Origin of the sequence: Bordetella saccharivorans, from assembly GCF_045862855.1 — a bacterium.
Classification (GTDB): Bacteria; Pseudomonadota; Gammaproteobacteria; order Burkholderiales; family Burkholderiaceae_B; genus Bordetella_A; species Bordetella_A petrii_F.
Genome location: NZ_BAAFZO010000001.1, coordinates 3,626,117 through 3,645,165, shown reverse-complemented (window position 1 = coordinate 3,645,165; position 19,049 = coordinate 3,626,117). Strand labels below are relative to the sequence as shown.

21 protein-coding genes, 1 tRNA gene and 1 pseudogene are annotated in these 19,049 nt (G+C 65.9%); 10 read left to right on the top strand and 13 right to left on the bottom strand.

All coding sequences use genetic code 11. The features are described from left to right. Positions 1-117 precede the first annotated feature (117 nt). Positions 118-1,017 carry a recombination-associated protein RdgC gene (locus ACKTT0_RS17375; RefSeq protein WP_407852450.1) on the top strand — a complete coding sequence of 300 codons (900 nt, stop codon included), beginning with the start codon at positions 118-120 and terminating at the stop codon, positions 1,015-1,017. A 42-nt stretch (positions 1,018-1,059) separates the two neighbouring features. Here the strand turns inward: ACKTT0_RS17375 and ACKTT0_RS17370 are convergent, their stop codons facing one another. The 4 genes from ACKTT0_RS17370 to ACKTT0_RS17355 form a co-directional block, all read right to left on the bottom strand. After that, positions 1,060-2,352, bottom strand: a complete 1,293-nt coding sequence (locus ACKTT0_RS17370; protein ID WP_407851049.1) for an aspartate carbamoyltransferase — start codon at positions 2,350-2,352, stop codon at positions 1,060-1,062. Between the two features lie 72 nt (positions 2,353-2,424). Further along, entirely contained in the window at positions 2,425-2,823 is a 399-nt protein-coding gene (locus ACKTT0_RS17365) for a hypothetical protein (RefSeq protein ID WP_407851048.1), read from the bottom strand. A gap of 17 nt (positions 2,824-2,840) precedes the next feature. Then, positions 2,841-3,272: a BPTD_2524 family lipoprotein gene (locus ACKTT0_RS17360; protein WP_407851047.1), complete on the bottom strand. Its 432-nt coding sequence runs from the start codon at positions 3,270-3,272 to the stop codon at positions 2,841-2,843. Between the two features lie 94 nt (positions 3,273-3,366). Continuing rightward, positions 3,367-3,495 carry an entericidin A/B family lipoprotein gene (locus tag ACKTT0_RS17355; RefSeq protein ID WP_407851046.1) on the bottom strand — a complete coding sequence of 43 codons (129 nt, stop codon included), beginning with the start codon at positions 3,493-3,495 and terminating at the stop codon, positions 3,367-3,369. A gap of 166 nt (positions 3,496-3,661) precedes the next feature. Between ACKTT0_RS17355 and ACKTT0_RS17350 the strand changes: the two genes are divergently transcribed. Further along, on the top strand, positions 3,662-4,024 hold the full coding sequence (locus tag ACKTT0_RS17350) for a hypothetical protein (RefSeq protein ID WP_407851045.1): 363 nt from the start codon (positions 3,662-3,664) through the stop codon (positions 4,022-4,024). A gap of 74 nt (positions 4,025-4,098) precedes the next feature. Here the strand turns inward: ACKTT0_RS17350 and ACKTT0_RS17345 are convergent. After that, positions 4,099-4,175, bottom strand: a tRNA-Met gene (locus ACKTT0_RS17345). A gap of 516 nt (positions 4,176-4,691) precedes the next feature. Between ACKTT0_RS17345 and ACKTT0_RS17340 the strand changes: the two genes are divergently transcribed. Next, positions 4,692-6,125, top strand: a complete 1,434-nt coding sequence (locus ACKTT0_RS17340; RefSeq protein ID WP_407851044.1) for an aminotransferase-like domain-containing protein — start codon at positions 4,692-4,694, stop codon at positions 6,123-6,125. 121 nt (positions 6,126-6,246) lie between these two features. On the opposite strand, the gene ACKTT0_RS17335 is transcribed toward ACKTT0_RS17340, so the two are convergent. Next, positions 6,247-6,492, bottom strand: coding sequence for a hypothetical protein (locus ACKTT0_RS17335; RefSeq protein WP_038853173.1), 246 nt, complete (start codon positions 6,490-6,492; stop codon positions 6,247-6,249). Between the two features lie 144 nt (positions 6,493-6,636). Between ACKTT0_RS17335 and ACKTT0_RS17330 the strand changes: the two genes are divergently transcribed. Together ACKTT0_RS17330 and ACKTT0_RS17325 are read left to right on the top strand one after the other, a co-directional pair. After that, positions 6,637-7,095: an Lrp/AsnC family transcriptional regulator gene (locus ACKTT0_RS17330; RefSeq protein WP_407851043.1), complete on the top strand. Its 459-nt coding sequence runs from the start codon at positions 6,637-6,639 to the stop codon at positions 7,093-7,095. A gap of 80 nt (positions 7,096-7,175) precedes the next feature. After that, positions 7,176-7,505: a hypothetical protein gene (locus ACKTT0_RS17325; RefSeq protein WP_407851042.1), complete on the top strand. Its 330-nt coding sequence runs from the start codon at positions 7,176-7,178 to the stop codon at positions 7,503-7,505. A gap of 102 nt (positions 7,506-7,607) precedes the next feature. Here ACKTT0_RS17325 and ACKTT0_RS17320 read toward each other — a convergent pair whose 3' ends face one another. The 6 genes from ACKTT0_RS17320 to ACKTT0_RS17295 all read right to left on the bottom strand — a co-directional run bounded on the left by ACKTT0_RS17320 (position 7,608) and on the right by ACKTT0_RS17295 (position 14,544). Beyond that, positions 7,608-8,201: a BPSL1445 family SYLF domain-containing lipoprotein gene (locus ACKTT0_RS17320; protein ID WP_407851041.1), complete on the bottom strand. Its 594-nt coding sequence runs from the start codon at positions 8,199-8,201 to the stop codon at positions 7,608-7,610. A gap of 195 nt (positions 8,202-8,396) precedes the next feature. After that, entirely contained in the window at positions 8,397-10,154 is a 1,758-nt protein-coding gene (locus ACKTT0_RS17315) for a gamma-glutamyltransferase family protein (protein WP_407851040.1), read from the bottom strand. 16 nt (positions 10,155-10,170) lie between these two features. After that, positions 10,171-11,193: a Bug family tripartite tricarboxylate transporter substrate binding protein gene (locus tag ACKTT0_RS17310; protein WP_407851039.1), complete on the bottom strand. Its 1,023-nt coding sequence runs from the start codon at positions 11,191-11,193 to the stop codon at positions 10,171-10,173. A 46-nt stretch (positions 11,194-11,239) separates the two neighbouring features. Then, complete coding sequence (locus ACKTT0_RS17305) at positions 11,240-12,205, bottom strand: tripartite tricarboxylate transporter substrate binding protein (RefSeq protein WP_407851038.1); 966 nt, start codon at positions 12,203-12,205, stop codon at positions 11,240-11,242. A gap of 15 nt (positions 12,206-12,220) precedes the next feature. Continuing rightward, positions 12,221-13,240: a dipeptidase gene (locus tag ACKTT0_RS17300; RefSeq protein WP_407851037.1), complete on the bottom strand. Its 1,020-nt coding sequence runs from the start codon at positions 13,238-13,240 to the stop codon at positions 12,221-12,223. Between the two features lie 50 nt (positions 13,241-13,290). Next, the gene (locus tag ACKTT0_RS17295) at positions 13,291-14,544 is read right to left on the bottom strand and encodes an NAD(P)/FAD-dependent oxidoreductase (protein WP_407851036.1); all 1,254 of its coding nucleotides are present in this window, start codon (positions 14,542-14,544) and stop codon (positions 13,291-13,293) included. A gap of 196 nt (positions 14,545-14,740) precedes the next feature. On the opposite strand from ACKTT0_RS17295, the gene ACKTT0_RS17290 reads away from it, so the two are divergent. The 5 genes and pseudogenes from ACKTT0_RS17290 to ACKTT0_RS17270 all read left to right on the top strand — a co-directional run bounded on the left by ACKTT0_RS17290 (position 14,741) and on the right by ACKTT0_RS17270 (position 18,846). Then, positions 14,741-15,505 carry an IclR family transcriptional regulator gene (locus ACKTT0_RS17290; RefSeq protein WP_407851035.1) on the top strand — a complete coding sequence of 255 codons (765 nt, stop codon included), beginning with the start codon at positions 14,741-14,743 and terminating at the stop codon, positions 15,503-15,505. 211 nt (positions 15,506-15,716) lie between these two features. Next, the gene (locus ACKTT0_RS17285; RefSeq protein ID WP_407851034.1) at positions 15,717-16,037 is read left to right on the top strand and encodes a hypothetical protein; all 321 of its coding nucleotides are present in this window, start codon (positions 15,717-15,719) and stop codon (positions 16,035-16,037) included. A gap of 54 nt (positions 16,038-16,091) precedes the next feature. Then, complete coding sequence (locus tag ACKTT0_RS17280) at positions 16,092-17,279, top strand: hypothetical protein (RefSeq protein ID WP_407851033.1); 1,188 nt, start codon at positions 16,092-16,094, stop codon at positions 17,277-17,279. A 2-nt stretch (positions 17,280-17,281) separates the two neighbouring features. Further along, positions 17,282-18,004, top strand: coding sequence for a DUF892 family protein (locus ACKTT0_RS17275; RefSeq protein ID WP_407851032.1), 723 nt, complete (start codon positions 17,282-17,284; stop codon positions 18,002-18,004). Then, positions 18,001-18,846, top strand: a pseudogene (locus ACKTT0_RS17270) (DUF2243 domain-containing protein). Before ACKTT0_RS17275 ends, ACKTT0_RS17270 begins: the two are co-directional and overlap by 4 nt. On the opposite strand, the gene ACKTT0_RS17265 reads toward ACKTT0_RS17270, so the two are convergent. Beyond that, on the bottom strand, positions 18,834-19,028 hold the full coding sequence (locus ACKTT0_RS17265) for a YqaE/Pmp3 family membrane protein (RefSeq protein WP_407851031.1): 195 nt from the start codon (positions 19,026-19,028) through the stop codon (positions 18,834-18,836). The pseudogene ACKTT0_RS17270 and the gene ACKTT0_RS17265 overlap by 13 nt on opposite strands. Positions 19,029-19,049 lie beyond the last annotated feature (21 nt).

Genomic DNA, 19,049 nt, shown 5'->3' with positions numbered 1-19,049 from the left:
GGAAGATACCGGAACGCCCGTCCACTGTCAGTGACAGAACGTGTCGTGTCAATGGGGAAACCACATGGGCGCCATGACAGTCGCGGTCGTATAGAATCAACCCTTTTGCCCGACGCCATGTGGTTCAAGAATCTCAAGATATACCGTCTTTCCTCGCCGTGGACGCTGACCGGCGAGCAGCTTGAAGAAAGCCTGGCCCGGCACGCCTACCAGGCCGGCAACAACCTCGAAATGCAAAGCCTGGGCTGGATTTCCCCGCGCGAGAACGCCGCCTTGTCGCACAGCGTGAACCAGCAGATCCTGCTATCCGTGCGGGCCGAGAAAAAACTCCTGCCCGCCACCGTGGTCAACCAGGTCGCGCGCGCACGCGCCCAGGAAATCGAAGAGCAACAGGGCTACAAGCCCGGCCGCAAGCAAATGAAGGAAATCAAGGAGCGCGTCGCGGACGAGCTCCTGCCCAAGGCGTTCAGCGTTTACCGGGACACCCGGGTGTGGATCGACCCGGTGAATCACTGGCTGGTGATCGACGCAGCCGCGTCGGCCAAGGCCGATGAAGTCATCGGCCTGCTGGTCAAGACCATCGACCCGCTGCCGCTGGAAAACCTGTACGTTGCGCAGTCGCCGGCGGCGGCCATGACCGGCTGGCTGGCCGCCGACGAAGCGCCGCCGAACTTCAGCATCGACCAGGACACCGAACTGCGGGCCTCGGGCGAAAGCCGCGCGGCCATCCGCTATGTCAAGCACTCCATCGACGTGGACGACGTGCGCCGCCATATCCAGGCCGGCAAGCAATGCACCCGCCTGGCCATGACCTGGGCCGACCGCGTGTCATTCGTGCTGACCGAAGCCCTGGACATCAAGCGGGTGACGCCGCTGGACGTGCTCAAGGAAGGCAATGACACGGTCATGCAGAACGACGACGAGAAATTCGACTCCGATATGGCGCTGATGACCGGCGAGCTGGCCAAGTTGCTGGCCGAGCTGACCGACGCGCTGGGCGGCGAAAAGCGCGTCTGAAGCACGGACGGGGCGGCGGCGGCGCCCGCCCCTCCGCCGGCGTCAGTCAAGCCCGTGGAAGGCGGAATCGTCGGGCCCGATGTGCGACGGATGCTTCCAGGTCACGTCGCGCATCGAGTGCTGCACCAGCCCTTCCACCCCCAGCAGCACGGCGAAAATCGCCATGCGGATCGGAATGCCGTTGTCGGTCTGGCGGAAGATCGCCAGGCGCGGATCGTCGTTCAGGTCGGTACTGAGGTCATTGGCCCCCGGCCGGCTGTCGCGCGGCAGCGGGTGCATGACGATCGTATCGGGTCCGCAGTGCGCGTCGATGGTGGCGCGGCTGATCTGGAAATCCGGGGTATATCCCTCGGTCTCCTCGTTGGCGAAGCGCTCCTTCTGCACACGGGTGGCGTAGATCACGTCGACGCCGGCCAGCCCATCGGCCAGGGAGCTCTTCTGCTCGATCACGTTGTCGTTGCGGCTGGCCTGCTCGATGATGTAGCCGGGCATTTCGAGCCCCGGGGGGGAAATCAGCGTGAACTTGATGCCCTTGTACAGCGCCAATAGCTTGATCAGCGAGTGCACGGTGCGCCCGTATTTCAGGTCGCCCACCATGGCGATATGGGCCCCATCCAGCAGCTTGCCCAGCCGCGAGAACTCGGTCAGGATGGTGTAGAGGTCCAGCAACGCCTGGCTGGGATGCTCGCCGGGCCCGTCGCCGCCGTTGACCACCGGGATGTTGGTCGCGCGCGCGAACTCGGCCACCGAGCCCTGGTCCGGATGGCGCACCACCATGGCATCCACATAGCCGCTCATCACCCGGCTGGTGTCGTAGATCGATTCGCCCTTGGCCATGGACGAGAACGTGAAGCCGGTGGTGTCGCATACGGAGCCACCAAGGCGGCAGAAGGCCGCGCCGAAACTCACGCGCGTCCGGGTGCTGGCTTCGAAGAACAGGTTGCCCAGCACCGCCCCTTCCAGTACGCGCGACACTTTCTGGCGGCGCGCAATGGGCTGCATCATATCGGCGACCCGGAACAGATCCTCGACCGATTCGCGCGAAAACTGGTCTACCGAAATGAGCTGGTACCTGCCGTCATAGGCGATGCGGTCGCGCAGCGGCCCGACTTGCGAGCTTTGCGTATATTTTTCGCGCAACGCCTCGTTCTGGACAATTTCGCCGACGAATCGCTCGACCACTTCCGGCATGGCGCGGAATTCCTGCGAGCCCTCGGGCAGCAGCCATGTATCCAGCGCACGGCGCTTCACGCCAATGCGGGTCGCGAATACATCACGCGTCAGGTTGAGACGACGCATGGCGTCGCGCAGGAAAGCTTGCTGGGAGATGGACATGGGCAGCCTCGGCGGGAACAAATATACGCAATGCGTATATTAAATCCGCCACTCGACCCGCGGCAAGCGATTTCAGGCGCCGGGTATACGCATTGTGTAGCCAGCGTCCACGTCGCCCGCCTCGGCTTCGAACGCCAAGCCGGCCGACAGCCAGCAACCGACGACAAAGGCGGCAAGCGCCAGCAAATATGCCAGCAAGCCGACCCACCGCGCCAGGCCGGACACGCCCACCGGGCGCTCTTCGGCCCCGCCCGCGCCCCAGGCCCAGCAGGCCATGGACAGGCCGCTGGCCACCACCCCCACTAGGAAACATGCCAGCGGCATGGTCAGGTCGGGCGGCGCGACGTCGCTGCCCAGCACGCCGAGCGCGAACCCCAGCTCGCCCAGGACTGCAATGGCGTTGAGCCAGCCCAGCCAGCGCGAGGCAGCGGCCAGCGCGGCGCATGAACTACCGTGGCGAGAGGCTGGCATGGATGTTTCGACGGGGTTCAATCTTTCAGCGGCCGGCAGGTCGGCGTGGCGCTCTGGATGGATGCCTTGGCCGCCGCCAGTTCGGCGGCGTCCCAGGGAGCATCGCCCAGCACCATGACCGTGACCCGCGAGGCGGCCGGACCGTCCGCCTGGCTGCGAATGATTTCCAGGATCTTGGCGGGCTCTTTCTGCTTGTAGATCTGGATCTCGTTGGGCACGCCTTTTTCGCCCAGCGTGCTGTTCGATTGGTAGACGGCGCCGTAGGGGTGGGCGCGCTCTTCGTGGCAGACCCGGACATATTCGCCCGCCCGGCGATGGGCCGCCTGGAAGTCGGCATTGACCTGGAAGGTTTCCGTGGCGCCCGGCGGGTCGCCGGACAACAGCCCCTTGCTCGCGCAGCCGCCCAGTGCGACCGCCATGATCAAGCCCGACAAGCCCCAGATGCGCATAGATGTTCCTGGCAGATGATTCGACGCTGAATTATGCCTCAGCCCCGCATCGACGGCTGCCGCCGGGCCGCGCCGGCACGGCGGCGGCCCGCGTTCAGTCGGCGGCCTTCTGGATTTCCTCGCCGCCGCGTTCGATGTCTTTGCCGGCGCCGGCAACCGTATTGCATCCGGCAGACACCGCCGAGATGGCGAGCAGGACGACAAGCAGGATTCTGTTCTTCATGATTTCTCCTTGGCACGGAAGACCACCAGGGCCCGGGCGGCACCCGGCGCCGGCAAGCCGGCAGTGCCAATCATGCACCGTTTCCCGCCAAAGCGCCAAACCCCATGCCCCATATTGCCGGCTCGACGCAACGCACGCGGCCGCCCGAATGGTTTAGGATGATGCCATGTCCAAGAAACGTCCTCCGCCCGCCGCTCCGGCCGACCAAGACTGGGGCTGGCAACAGCCCCATTGCCGCGGCCAGGCTGCGCTGGCGCTGTTCATCGATGACCTGCACCGCGTGCTGCAGGCCCACTCGGCGCAGCGCCTGGCCGGCCCCGCGCCGCTGGCGGCCGCCCAGGAACAAGTCGATGCGCTGCTGGAGCGCTATGTCGAACTGCGCAAGGCGCCAGACATCTTCGACGGCCAGTCGGTCACCCTGAAAGAAGGTGTCGACCGGGATGGCGTCACGCATACCGTGCCGATTTTCTCGCCGCACCTGAAACAGGCGCTGGTCGCCATGCTCGACCGCCCCGGCGGGCGCGCCTGAGACCGCACGGCTGGCCGCGCCAACGACGCTGCCAATGAAAAAGGCCCGGCGAACACGCCAGGCCCTCATCGAATTGGTTGCGGGGGCAGGATTTGAACCTACGACCTTCGGGTTATGAGCCCGACGAGCTGCCAGACTGCTCCACCCCGCGTCTGATGTTTGTCATCATAACATAATCTGCGGCCCTTTGCAGCAATCTCGCCGCAAATACACGCCACGGGCGTACCGACAGCAGGCATAACAGTTGCGCGTCGGATTCGGCCACCAGGGTGACGACGGCGCCGTTTGCCACGACGTGGGATTCTCCCTGGTGCAGGAGTACGTCGACTGCGTAGGGTGATGTTTCGTCGCCGCGGGCAATTTGCTCGATGCGGCGCACACTGCCCTCTGCACAGACCACCACACTGCCGCACGGCGCATGGAACACATGTGTCTCGCCGCGCCGCAGCACGACCTGGCGGGTAAAAATGGCACTGGCAACTGCCATGGCGGCGCTCCTGCACGGGGTTCGGGAATGGTTCCCAGGCTACGCGCACCGCGGCTTCGCTGACAGACACACGCCATGGGTTTCTGTACCGCAACAGACAGCCGTTACAGTATCTGTTATGGTGGATTTTCCCTTGAACTGTGCCTGTACGGTGGCATTGCGTCCGCGCACCATCCCCACATGGATACGCCTCTCTACCAGCGCCTGGCCGACCACTACCGGCGCGCCATTCGTACTGGCGCGCTGGCCCCGGCCGAACGCATGCCTTCCGTGCGGACGCTGGTCCGCACCCACCGGGTCAGCCTTTCCACGGCGCTGCAGGCGTGCCGACAGCTCGAGGACGACGGACTGATCGAGGCGCGGCCACGCTCCGGGTATTTCGTGCGCCCGCTGCACCGCAAGGCCATGCTGCCGGCGTCCGAACCGGACCCGGGCCGGCCGCTCGATCCGGCGCGTTATGTGGGCATCCATGATCGCGTCTCGGACTTCATTGCCCAATGCGAACGGCACGTCACGAGCGTCAACCTGGCCCTGGCGGCCGCCTTGCCGGCGCACTACCCGGCCGACGCGCTCAAGCAGGCCATGATCCGCGCGGTGCGCGCCAAGCCTCTCATGCTGGTCGACCGGGTTCCTCCCCTGGGACATCCGGAATTGCGCGGCGTGCTGGCGCGCCGCGCGCTGGAACTGGGCATGAACCTGGCTCCCGACGAAATACTGGTCACGCACGGCTGTATCGAGGCCGTGAATCTGGCGCTGCGCGCGGTAGCGCGGCCCGGCGACACCATTGCGGTTGAATCGCCGGTGTATTTCGGGCTGCTGCAGATCCTGGAGAGCCTGGGCATGCGCGCGCTCGAGATCCCCACCAGCCCCCTGCAGGGCCTGTCCGTCGACGCGCTGGAGCTGGCCCTGCAGACCCACCCGCACCTGCGCGCCGTGGTGGTCGTGCCGAATTTCCAGAACCCGCTCGGCTGCGTCATGCCCGACGCCGAAAAAGCGCGGCTGGCGGCGCTGTGCGAACGCCACCAGGTCGCCCTGATCGAAGACGACACCTACGGCATGCTATGCGATGACGATCGGCTGCGCCCTGCCGTCAAGTCCTGGGACCACACCGGCAACGTGATCCATTGCGCCTCGATGCACAAGACACTGGCGCCCGGCATGCGGCTGGGCTGGATGACCGCCGGCCGCTGGCAATCGCGCGTCGCCATGCTGAAGTTCGCGCAGAGCCGTCACAACGAGCCCCTGGCCCAGGTCGCGGTGGCCGACTACATGGGGTCGAAAGCCTACGACCGGCACCTCAGCCGCCTGCGCCGCCAGTTGAAGATCCAGCGCGAGCAGGTGGCGGAAGCCGTTGCCCGGCATTTCCCGCCTGGCACGCGCCTGAGCATGCCCGAGGGCGGCATGCTGTTGTGGGTCGAGCTGCCCGGCCAGCGAGCCAGCGCCCGGGTGTTCGAGCGGGCCTTGGCACAGGGCATCCGCATCGCCCCCGGGACGATGTTCTCGAATTCGGACCGCTACAACCATTTCCTGCGACTCAGCTGCGGGCAGACCTACACGCCGCAGATTGCCGAGGCAATACAGACCCTGGGCGGCATCGTGGCGGCCGCCGGTTGAAGCCCCCGCGCCCAGTCAGGTCTTGACCGCAACCTGCAAGCGCTTGTCGCGCAAAGGAATTTTCCGGCTGTGCCCAGCCTATCCCAAGGCTTGTCCACAGAAGCTGTGGGTAAGCCTCCCTTCACTTCAGGGCAGCCAGCACGGTATCGCGCACGCTCTCGAAGCCGGCCACGTATTGGGGATTTTCCGAGCGGGCCAGCAGGCTGGAATAATTCTGCTCCAGCTGCGCCTCGATCGCCTCGCGCAAGCCGGGCGACGACTTGGCCAGGTGGAGCATGGACGACGTGACGGCATTGAGCGCGTCGATACGCCCGCCCTGGTGCGAGATCGTATGCACTATGACGGCGATTTGTTCCTGGATATCCATAAGGCCTCGCGATAAGGGTTTCCGTCGGGCATGCTAGCACGCACCGCGCCGCCGGCCCGGGACGCGCGATCGACGGTCCGCATTGACTTGCCGCACGCCGCGCCTGTACTTTCCGGACAGGCCTATGCTCGTCACACTTCACGTATGCCCGACAAACTCGACGCCATCGACCGCCAGCTTCTCAGCCTGCTGCAAGCCAACGCGCGCGAGCCCGCCGCCATCCTGGCGCGCAAGCTGAAGTTGGCGCGCAGTACGGTGGTGGGCCGGCTGTCGCGGCTGGAGCGCGACGGCGCTATCGCGGGCTACGGCGTGCGACTGGGACACAAGCTGGAAGACGCTGCGGTGCGGGCATACTGCTTCATCAGCGTGCTGCCGAAAACCCCGGCCGCGGTCATCCGCGAACTGGCCAAGATCCCCGAAGTCGAAGAAGTCTCATCGGTCAGCGGGCCGTTCGATTATCTGGTCTTCCTGCGCTGCGAAACCCATGAGCAACTCGACGACCTGCTCGACCACATCGGCCTGCTCGAAGGTGTCAAGCAGACCCAGACGTCGATCGTGCTGAGCCGCAAGCTGGACCGCCGCAACGCGATCGCGCCCGGCTGATACCGGCGCCTGCGCCGCCTGCTTGCGCGACAGGCGCCTGGTGCTATGTAATAGCGCTGACACCTGCCCCCGGAAGTTCCATGCCGTTTCGCCTTTTCCCCTGCGCCCTGGCGCTCTCCCTACTGTCCGCGTGCTCGAGCGTCAGCCAGACCACCCCCACGGGCAAAGACACCTATCGTGTCACCTACAATGCCGGCGCCAAGTTCCAGACCTGGGTCGAAGTCAAGAATATCGCGCGCGAACAGGCCACGGCGCATTGCGAATCCCTGGGACAGCGCCTGTTGCACCCCAAGGTCACGTCCAATCACGCCACCGGCCTGATGCCCAAGGAGGCCACGGTCGACTTCACTTGCGCGGACAAGCCCGCGCCCAAGCCCGCCGAGGGCGGCGGCGGCGGCCAGACGCCCTAGGGTCGGTTCCCTCTAAAAAGCCCCCGGCAAGCAGGAAAAAGCCCCGCCGCCACGCAGGCGCCGGGGCTATTCGAAGCATCGCGCGGCAATGCCGCGCTGCGGTCAAAGATCCAGCTTGGAGATTTTCGCGCCTTCGAGCGACACGCCCGCCATCAGGCCGGCATTATTCATGACGAAACCGACGATAGGCTGCTGCGCGGTATTCGAGTCGATGCGGCCATTGGCCCCGACATTGGCTACCGCTACCGAAGCATCGGCTCCGACCGTCCACCCCTGGCTGTTGCGGAATTGCTCGAGTGCCTGGTCGGTCATGAACAGCAGGATCACGGCCTTGGATTGCGCGCCCGCCTGGAAGCCGATGGATCCCGCCGACGTGCTGTAGTAGCCCGCGTTGGCGCCGGCGACGCGCAACACCCCTTTGCCGTGCTGGGCGCCCACCACGAAACTGGCGCTCAACACCGAGGGGAACACCAGCACCCCTTTGGCGCGCTGCACCAGTTCCTTGGCTTGCGGCGAAGTCTGGTACAGCTTGCCCAGCGCGGCGTCGGCGCCGCTGTCGATTTCCTGGCGTTGCTCGGCCGCGCTGGCGGAAGCCTGCGGCGAAGTGGTGGTGCAGCCGGTGAAAACCAGGCCTGCCGCCGCCACCGACATGGCGGCCAACGCGCCGCGACGCAAAACGGGAAGTTTGTCGAACATGGGACGCTCCTGTTGTTCTTGAGGCCTTTTCACTGTACTCGCCTGCGCGCAACGCGCACGCGCCAGAAAGCAAGACATCCCTGCCAAATGCAACAAACCGATTCGTCGCCCATGGCTTCCGACAAACCGGTAGCCGTCGGTTACCAGCGCCTATCCGCGCGCCCATGCCGCATGCATGGCACGCACGCTATCGCCTCAGCGGCCGATGGCGTACGCTGGCCGGCGCGGGTCGGCCGCTCCCCAGCGTACATCCGTACGGGTGTCGTGCCTGACCACGCACATCGCGCCGGCGCGCCAGTTGCGATCGCGCCACCATTGCACCGAATGGCCCATCGCCGCCAGCGCGTCGCCCACTGGCCGCGCCACCAGGTCCTCGATCATCAGCCGCCCCGGCTGCACACTGTGCGGCTCGAACGACGAAGGAAAGCTGAATGTGGCGAAACGCGGCGCCTCCACCGCTTGCTGCGGGTCCATGCCGAACACCTCCATGTTCAGGAAGGTCTGCAGCATGGCCTGGCACTGCACGTCGCCGCCAGGCGTGCCGAATGGCATGACATAGCCGCCGGGCCGGATCGCCAGCGACGGATTGGGTGTCAGGCGCGGCCTGCGGCCGGGCCCGATGGCGCAGGCATGGCCGCGCTCGGCCCACGACTGGCTGCCGCGGCCAGACGCGCACAACCCGGTTCCCGGGATGACCGGCGTGTTGTACGAACCGTCGCTCGGCGTGGCGGAGAATGCGTTGCCATGCTTGTCTACCGCGGCCACATAGGACGTATCGAGGCGCGGATCGGTGCGCTGCGCGTCCTCCGGCCGATGCAGGCGCGGCCTGCTCAGCCCGGCGTCGAGCAGGTGGCCAGCGGCCGGGATGTCCGGGCCGGCACGATCTGCCAGGATCATCGCCAGGCGCTCGCGCGCATAAGCCTTGGACAGCAGCGTCTCCTGCGGCACCGGCTTGTGGCGCGGGTCCCCGTAATGCACTTCGCGATCGGCGAAGGCCAGCTTGATCGCCTCCGTCAGTAGGTGGATATAGGGCGCCGAGTTATGCCCCAGCGCCCGCAGGTCGCGCGACTCCAGGATGTTCAGCATCTGCAGCAGCGTGGGTCCCTGGCACCAGAAGCCGCAACTGTACAGGCGCGTGCCGTGGAAGTCGGCGCTCAAGGCTGGCTCCACCTCGACCGAGAAGTCGCGAAGGTCGTCATGCGTCAGCAACCCGCCATTTTCCCGATGGTAGGCGACCATGCGCGCCGCGATGTCGCCCTGGTAGAAAGCGCGTCGCGCCGCCGCCAGGCCGGCCTGGCGGCCCGCCGAAACATGCGCGCGTTCCTCGTCGGCCATGTACTGCAGGCTCGCCGCCAGGTCGGCCTGGCGGAACACCTCGCCGGCGGCCGGCGGCCGCCCGCCGGGCAAATACACCGCGGCGCTGGAGGGCCAGCGCCGGTAGTCGTCCTGGTGATCGGCCAGCACCTCGGCCATCAGCGGATACATGACGAAGCCATCGCGCGCGAAGCCGATCGCGGCCGCGGCCACCTCGCCGAACGACATGGTGCCGAAGCGTTGGAGCGCCGTGATCCACGCATCGGGCGCGGCGGGAATGACAGTGCGCAGCACGCCGGCGGGGATGCGCCCGCCATACTTGTCCAGGAACAGGTCCAGGGTGGCGGCGCGCGGCCAATAGCCAAGCCCGGAAATGCTCCATACCTTGCCGGTCTGCGCATGGTAGACCAGGCACGGCGCCACACCGCCGACGTTGACGATATCGCTCTGCACCACCCCGAGCGCGATGCCGGCCGCCACGCCGGCGTCGATGGCGTTGCCGCCGGCCTGCAGTATCTGCGCGCCCGCATGCGTGGCCAGGTAATGACCGGCCGAGATCATGTGGTCCGTGCCCGCCAGCGTGGGCCGCATGGATAATGGGGCGCTGCCCTGGGTCAGGTCCGGATCCGCGGTATTCATGATGGAGACTCCGCTGTCATTGGGGTTTGATGCCGAGCCGGCCGGTCACATCCTTCCACCGGCGATACTCGGCCTCGATGAACTGCCGGAACTGTTCGGGCGTATTACCCTGGGCCAGGACGTCGCGCTCCTCGAGCGCCGTGCGCATCGCCGGCGTCGCGAGCGCGGCCACGGTAGCTTGCCGGACTTTGTCCAAGATGGGGCGCGGCGTGCCGGCCGGCGCCAGCAGGCCGTACCAGGAGCCGCCGAGCAGTTGCGGATAGCCTGCCTCGGCAGTGGTGGGAATCTCCGGCGCCTTGGCCAGCCGCCGGTCGTGCAGGATGGCCAGCGCCTTGAGCTTGCCCTGGCGGATCAGCGGCAGGGTCGTGCCCGGCGTTTCGAGCGTGTACTGCACGTAGCCGCCGATCAAGTCGTTCACCAGCGCCGAACTGCCCTTGTAGGGCACGTTGACGGTCTTGATGCCGGCGTCCATGTTGAGCAGTTCGCAAAAGAAATAGTTGGCCGTGCTATTGCCCGGCGACGCGTAGTTGACTTCGCCCGGATGCTGGCGCGCGTATTCCACCAGTTCCGGCAGCGTATTCGGCGGAAACGCCGGGTTGGCCACCAGGATGAACGGCCCATTGCCCACCAGCGTGATCGGGGCCAGGTCGGTCATGGGATCGTACTGCAGCCCCTTCATGGTAAGCGGGGCGCCGGTCAGCGGCGACGCCGTGGCGAACATCAAGGTGTAGCCGTCGGGCGCCGAGCGCACCACCTGCTGGGTGGCGATGGTGCCGCTGGCCCCCGGGCGATTCTCGACAATGACCTGCTGGCCCAGGCTGCGCGAAAACTGCTCGGCCAGCAGGCGGGCCACCGTGTCCGTGCCGCCGCCTGGCGGGTAGCCCACGACCAACCGGATCGGCTGGCCGGGCCAGTCCGCCGCCGCGGCCCGGGCCCTGCGCAACGGCGCCAGCCCGGCCAGCGCCGCGCCACCCAGCAGCCCCATGAAACGGCGGCGCGCCGGGGTGTTCCTCTCGTCTACTGATACAGCGTTAACCATAGAGATTCTCCTTGGTCGATCCGCTCGTACGTCGCGGAGAATGGCGTCAGTTCGCCTTCAGGCCCAGGTCCTGGACGATTTTCCTTTCGGCTTCGAATTGCTCGGCGGCATAGCGGGCGTAGGCGGCGCTGTCCAGGTAGACCAGCTCCTGTCCGTATTGGGTCAGGATGGACCGGAAGGCGTCCGACTCGGCAACGCGCTTGAACGTATCGTGCAAGGTCTGAAGGATCGCCGGCGGCAGGCCCTTGGGCGCGGCGATGCCGAAAGGCGCATAGGCCGCCGGCGTGCCGTCCAGCTCGTGCAGGGTCGGCACATCAGGGAACTGCGCACTGCGGGCGTCGCCCCAGGTCACCAGCATGCGCATCTTGCCCGCCTGGACCATCGGCAACACCGTGGTCGAACCGGCATACGCCTGCAACTGCCCGCCCAGCACGCCCTGGATCACGTCCGACTCGCCCTTGTAGGGAATGTGCCGCCAGGTCACGCCATTGCGCCTGGCGATGTCCTCCATCATCACGTTGGAAGCGCTGCCGACGCTTGCCGTACCGTACGCGATGTCGCCCGGGTGCTTGCGGGCATAATCGATGAACCCGGCCCAATCACGGTACGGCGCATTGGCCGGGACGGCCACCCCGAGCGTATAGCCGCTGAGCATCATCACGTAGGTGAAGTCGCGGTTCGGGTCGTAGCCCATGTCCTGGATATGCGGCATGCGGAACACCGGGCTGGGCAGGATCGCCAGCGTATAGCCGTCCGGCTCGGCGTTCGCCAGCGCGCGGGCCCCCAGGGTGGCGCCGGCGCCACCCTTGTTTTCAATGATGATGGACTGCCCCAGCTCAGGCGCGGCCAGCTCGGCGAACTTGCGCACCACCGTGTCGGTCGAGCCTCCCGGCTGGTACGGAACGATGATGCGGATAGTGCGCTCGGGATAGGCGGCATGGGCTGCTGCCAGGGCGGCGCAGGCCAGCGCGGCCCCCATGCCGATGACGCGCAGGATATGACGGAGTGCCATGGTGCCCCTCCTCCCTCAGGCCGCCGACCAGATGGCCGCGAAGGCGCGCTGGAAATTCCCGCCCAGCACGCCGAGAATCTGCTCGTCGCTCAGGCCGCCGCGCGCCAGCGCCGCGGTCAGCTCGGGAAACTGCGCGGGTGTCGGCGTTTCCCTGGGGTAGCGCGCTTCCATTACGTCGCCGAACGCATTCGAAAAATCGCCCCCGGACGCGGCATATTTGGTTCGCGACATCACCATGACATGGCGCACCGCCTCGTAAGTGTCCACCGCGGGAAAATCCGTGCCGATCCCCACATGCTCGTAGCCGACCAGTTCGCCGATGTAGCGCACATTGGCGACGAAATCGTCCAGCGTCGGCTGCTGCTTGGGATCGCCGCGCCAGTTCAGGTAGGCATGAATGCTGCAACCGATGACGCCGCCGGTCGCCGCCACCGCCTCGAGCACCTCGTCAGACTTGTTACGGGGCCGCGCGATCACGGCATTGGCATTAGCGTGCGTCAGCAGCACCGGGCGCGCACTGTGGCGCGCCGCGTCCAGGCAGGTCTGCGCCGCGCAGTGGCTCAAGTCGATGGCAATGCCGACGCGGTTGAGCTCGGCCACCATCTCGACGCCCAGCGCCGACAAGCCAGCATTGCGGCGCTCCAGGCAGCCGTCGCCGAGCAAATTGGCTTCGTTGTAAGTCAATTGAATGACCCGCATGCCCAGCGTATGGAACAGCGCCACCCGGTCGAGCTGGTCCTCCAGCGGACGGCCGTTCTGCCAACCCATGATCAGCCCGAGCTTGCCGGCCTGCTTGGCGCGCACAATATCTTCGGCGCGCTCGACCAGCAGCCAGCCGGAATCCGGGTCGAGCGCGCGCTGCCGCCACGCCATCACATCCTTGAGCGACTGCTCGAAGTCCGAGCGCATGTCGGTGACGGTGAGGTTGATGGCATTGACGCCGCCGGCCCGCATATCGCGGGTGCTGCCGTCGCTGAAGAACACCAGGCCGTCGACCACGACGGCCTGTTCGTGCAACAAGGATGATGAACGCATCGGAGCTTCCCCTTTTGTCATGTGGTGCATTGGTGGCATCCGCCCCTGCCTCAGCCGGCAAAGCGCGCAAGTCGGAACGGATGGATATCGACGCGCGGCGCCCGGCCCAGGATCAGGTCGGCCATCAGTTCGCCGGCGGCTGGGCCGATGCCGAACCCGTGCCCGGAAAACCCCGAGGCCAGGTAGAACCCAGGGATGCCGTCCACCTGCGACATCACCGGCAAGGCATCCGGCGTGACATCGATATAGCCGCCCCAGGCGTGCGCGATGCGCGCCGCGTTGAAAACCGGAAAAGCCGCCGTCAGGCGCCGCCATGCCATCGCGATGGCGCGCGCCGAAGGCGCGGGGTCGAGCACGCGGCAACGCTCGAACGGGCTGACATCATCCAGCGCAAACCGGCGCGGGATAGCCAGCTCCTCGAAGAACCGCTTGCCGAAACGCACCTTGACGAAGGCATTGTTGGCGAGCCACGCGCGCAGGAACTTGCTCATCAGGCGAAAACTGTCCGGCACCACGTCCGCCATCGAGGCGCCGAACTGCGAGACCGTATATCCGCCATCGGCCCGCTTGCGGCAGGTGAAAGTCTTGCCATTCACCGTAGCCGACAACGGCGCATCGAAAGGTTCGGTACGCAGCACCGAGCCGCGCACTTTCAGTTGCGGAAACTCGATGCCGCTATTGCCACAGAACAGGCGCGACCAGGCGCCCCCCGCCAGCAACACGGCTTGTGCCTTGACCAGGCCATGCTCGGTGACCACGCCCGCGATGCGGCCGGCCTGCAGGTCCAGGCCGCGCGCGGCGCAACGCTCCAGCACCATCGCGCCATGCCCGCGGGCCAAGCCGGCGATGGCCTGCGTGGCCAGGCCGGGTTCCGCGACCCCGTCGGTCGGGCTGTAGAGCGCCCCGCTCCAGGGCCGAGGCGATTCCGGCAAGAGACGCAGCGCCGCGGCCCGATCCAGCAGCGTCGCCCCGGTTTCACAGGCGCGCGCCAGCTCCAGCCAGCGCTGGTGCCGTTGCGCATCGTGCCGGTCCTCCTGCAAGTAAAGAATGCCGGTGCGGCGGAAACCGACATCCGCGCGAGCCTGGATCTCGCCCCACAGCTGATTGGCGCGCAGCGCCAGCGGCACCTCCGCCGGATCGCGATCCAGCGTGCGCACCCAGCCCCAGTTGCGCGACGACTGCTCGCCGGCCAGCACGCCTTTTTCCAGCACGCAGACCCGCATGCCGGCCTGGGCCAGCGCGTACGCCGTACAAATCCCGATGATGCCGCCGCCGACAATGGCCACATCCACTGCCTCCGGCAAAATCGGCCGCTCCTCTAATGACATATCGAATATCGATAACTATAATTTGATATTCGATTATTATTTATCGATTAAAGGCGAATGGCAACCACCTTTCCCGCGCCCAGGCAGTGGCAAGGGCGGTGATAACATCGCCAGTCAAATACGTTACGCAATGCGATGGCCAGCCTCGCCATGCCGTCGCCGGGAACCTCCGATGGCCGATTCGGCGCTATTCATCCAATCTCTGGAAAAAGGCCTCGCAGTCCTGGAAGCCTTCCGCAACTGCGAGACCATGAACCTGCGCGAGATCGCGCAAGCCTGCGACATCACCAGCGGCTCAGCGCAGCGCGTGGCCTACACGCTGGAGCAGTGCGGCTATCTGAAGAAAGACGCGTACAGCAAGCGCTACCGCGTCACGGTCAAGGCTGTGGGCCTGGGCTACAGCTACTTGGCCCGCGAACCGCTCTTCCAGAACGCCCACGCGGTGCTGCACCAGTTGAACCAGGAATCGGGAGAAATCGTCAACCTGTCGGTGCCCGACGAACACAACAGCATGGTGTTCGTGATGCGCGTGCCCACCTCCCAGCACATTCCCGTGTATATGCCGACCGGCACGCGCATCCCCATGCCGGCCTCATCTTCGGGCCGGGCCGTGCTGGCGCACCTGCCGCCCGACGAGGCCGAGCGCCGGCTGGCCAGCGCGCCGCTGCAGAAATACACGCCGCACAGCACCACCGAAATCGCGGTATTGCGGGACTTGATCGCCGAGGCCCGCCAAAGCCGCTATGCCTACGCGGACGAGGAATTCTTCCAAGGCGACGTCAACGTGGCGGCCGCCATCCTGAACGAAGACAGCCAGCCCATCGCGGCCATCAACATTTCCGTGCCCAAGCCCCGCTGGACCCTGGAGCGCGCCCGGCACGAACTCGGCCCGCTCGTCATCCGCGCAGCCCGGGCCATCAGCAAGAACCCAACTTGATCTGGCGCAAGCCCAAGGCGCACGCAATGCCCCGCACGCCAAGCAATTGGCCTATCGTAGGACCTGTGTGATGCACCTCCTCTCTCCAGGTACGACACACACATCTTGGTAATGCTTGTTGCCCCGCATGGTTCTGCCACGCGGGGCTTTTTTTCGCGGCGCCCCTCCGGCACGAAAACTGCTGCACAACATCCTCTAACCGGAGGCAGCCATGAACCCCCACCCACCGCACCGCCCTTCCAGTAAATCGTCCGAAACACGCAGCGCCGGCACGTCCAAAGCTCCCGGCCCGGACACTCCCCAGCCAGATATCGGCGACGACGTGCAAAAAGGGATTCGGCACGCCAACCAGCGCGACGAACCGGACGCTGCCCGCCCCCCGCAGGCCGGCGGCCTGGACTCGCCGGAAGGCAAGGCGACACAGTTCGACGGCAACCCCAACCCGCAAGGCGACGACGAATCAGGCGTACTGAAACCGCGCGACGATACACCCGCGGTACTGCGCAAACGGTCCGGCCCGCGCAACGGCTAGGCTCCATGGCGGGAACATCGTTTGCTGCCAGCGACGGTTTTCCGGGAGGCCGACATGGGCACAATGAACAATCTGTGGGACAACGCCGGCGTCCCGCTGGACCGCCAGCGCTTCACCTGGGCCGACATGGTGGGCCAACCCATCAGCAAGCTGGATGACGATGCCTTCACGCGGATCCGCATCATTCTGCTCAACGGGCTGGAGGTGGATGCGCTGCGGCTGAAACATGTCGCCAGCCGGTTCAACGAGCCGCTGCGCGTGCCACTGGCCCAGTTGCGGCGCGTCGAGCATCACCAGGCGACCATGATCAACTGGCTGCTTTCGGCCGACCATTCCCCGCTGGAAACCACCATCGCCTATGAGCAGGTCGCCATCGAGGTGACGGCGGCGGTTGCCCAGGCCGAGCCTGATCCGTACCAGGCGCAAAGCTATCGCTTCGGCCTGCTGGAAGACTTCGATCACTTGTACCGCTACAGCGCCATGCTGGACCGCCTGGAAGGCAAGGACGCGAACAATATCCTGCAGGGCTACACCGACATCGTGCCCGGCCGCCCCACCCGGGATGAACACCGCGCCCCCGAGGATGACGTACGGCGCCCGTATCAACGCGAGCAGGCTTCATTGCTCACCAAGCTGCACGCCACGCTCATCACCGCGGCGGAATACCAGACGCACGACTATTACATGAACATCGGGCCGCTGTTCGCCGACCCCCTGGCACGCCAGCTGTATGCCGAAATCGCTTCCATCGAAGAGCAGCACGTCACTCAGTATGGCTCGCTGCAGGACCCGGCAGAATCGCTGCTGGAAAAACTGCTCATCCATGAAGCGACCGAAGTCTACACCTACTACAGTTGCGTCGAACAGGAAACCAATCCCCGCATCAAGGCCATCTGGGAACGCTTCCTGGACTACGAACTGGGCCACCTTGCCCTGGTCAAATCCCTGTTCAAGCAGCACGAGCGACGCGACCCCGAAGAAGTCCTGGGCACCGTCATCCCCGCATCCCTGAGGTTCGCCCCACAGCGAGACTTCGTGCGCAGCGTGCTGGCCAATGAAGTTCCGCTACGCGCCAAAGGTTCGGCCTACGTGCCGCAGGAACAGGAAAGCCAGGCTTCGATCGGCGCGCGCGAAGCGCTCAATGCGTCCGGCTCGCCGAGCAGCATCGTCTCGGCGGGTTATCAGTGGACTCCGGGCACCGAACTCAACCGCGCCCGCCATCCCGCGCAGCAGAGGACATGACCATGGAACGCACCATCAAGACCGGCATGAACCGCACCGGCATGCAGATGTCGCCGATTCAAGGCCCGCTGCAGGTGAAATTCGCAGAACAGTACGGCCCTGCCCCCGGCGACGTGGCCCAGGCGGCAGCCCGCCGCGCCGCCTGCATCGAGGCGGCCGAGCGGCTTGGATCCGTGCCTGTCCCCGCGACTGGCAAAGGCTGGTTGACCACGGCGGCCGGCAAGCTGGCCGGGCGCAACCCGGAAGTGCTGATCGACAAGCTGGGCCAGCGGTTGGCCTACGAGCGTTCTGGCGTGAGGCTGTACCAGGCCATGCTGGTCAAGGTGGACGCCACACACGATGACCGCGATACCGAACTGCGGGCGGACCTGGTCAAGATCTGCCACGAAGAAGAAAGTCACTTCCACATGCTTGCCGAGATCATCCAGGATCTCGGTGCGGATCCCACCGCGCAGACGCCCGGAGCCGATGTCACTGCCCTAGCCGCGATGGGGCTGATACAGGTCATCACCGATCCCCGCACCACGCTCTCGCAAAGCCTGGAAGCCTTATTGACCGCCGAACTGACCGACCATGCCTCGTGGGAATTGCTTACCGACCTGGCCAGACAGCACGGCCATGATGACCTGGTGGCCCGTTGCACCGAAGCGCTGGCCACCGAGGCGCGCCACCAGTCTATCGTCCAGCATTGGCTGCGGGAATGCGTGGCCCGTGAGGCGACATGAACGCCACGGCGCCCCACCCCGCCACGCCCGGGGCATCCAGCAAGGGATTCGACTGGGCCACCTACAGCCTGGGGTTCGCATTGAGCGGCTTCTTCGACGGCATCCTGCTGCACCAGGTGCTGCAGTGGCACCATTTGCTGTCGGGCTTGCGGACGGGGGCCTTCGCCGACTTGCGTGTCCAGGTCATGGCGGACGGCCTGTTTCATGCCGGCATGTATGTCATCGCGGCAATGGGATTGTGGCAGCTCTAACGGGCACGCTCGCAGTTGGCCAGGCCGGGGGCCGATCTGCGGTTCATCGCCAACTTCTGGATCGGCTTCGGCACCTGGCACGTGCTGGATGCCCTGCTTTCCCATTGGCTGCTCGGCATCCACCGCATCCGCATGGACGTGGCGCATCCCCTGCCTTGGGACGTGGCATGGCTGGTCCTGTTTGGAGTGGTGCCTCTGGTCATTGGTTTGCGCCTGCGCCGGAGGGGCAACCGTGGGACGGGCCCTGGCTCCGGTGGCACAACGATCGCAACATTGGTCGTGGCCCTGGCGTTCGCTGCCGGTGCGTTGAACGCTTATCCCGTCAGTGCGGATGCCAGCGCCAATACGACCGCTGTAGTATTGGCGCCTGGCGCCTCGGCGGCAGACTTGCTTGCCGCACTGGACGGCACGGCAGCCCGCCTACTATGGGTGGCCCCGGAGGGAGCCGTCTGGGTCATCGCGGCGGCCGATCCTCCCAGCCGCCTGAGGCTATACCGCCACGGCGCCATGTACGTCAGCGGAACATTCAGCCCCGCGGGATGCTCCACCTGGCTGCGACCGAACGGACGCTCGAGCGGTCAGCCTCTCTGACCCAATGCCTGCTCGATCTTCTTGTCGGTCTTGTACTGGCTGAGGGCATACACCGCCCAGATGGTGGCGGGAATCCAGCCGATGAGCGTCACCTGCAGAATGAGGCAGATGATGCCGGCAATGGGACGGCCGATGGTGAAGAAAGTCAGCCAGGGAAGAAGAAAGGCGATCAGCAGACGCATGGTGGCGAAAAAGAAATATAG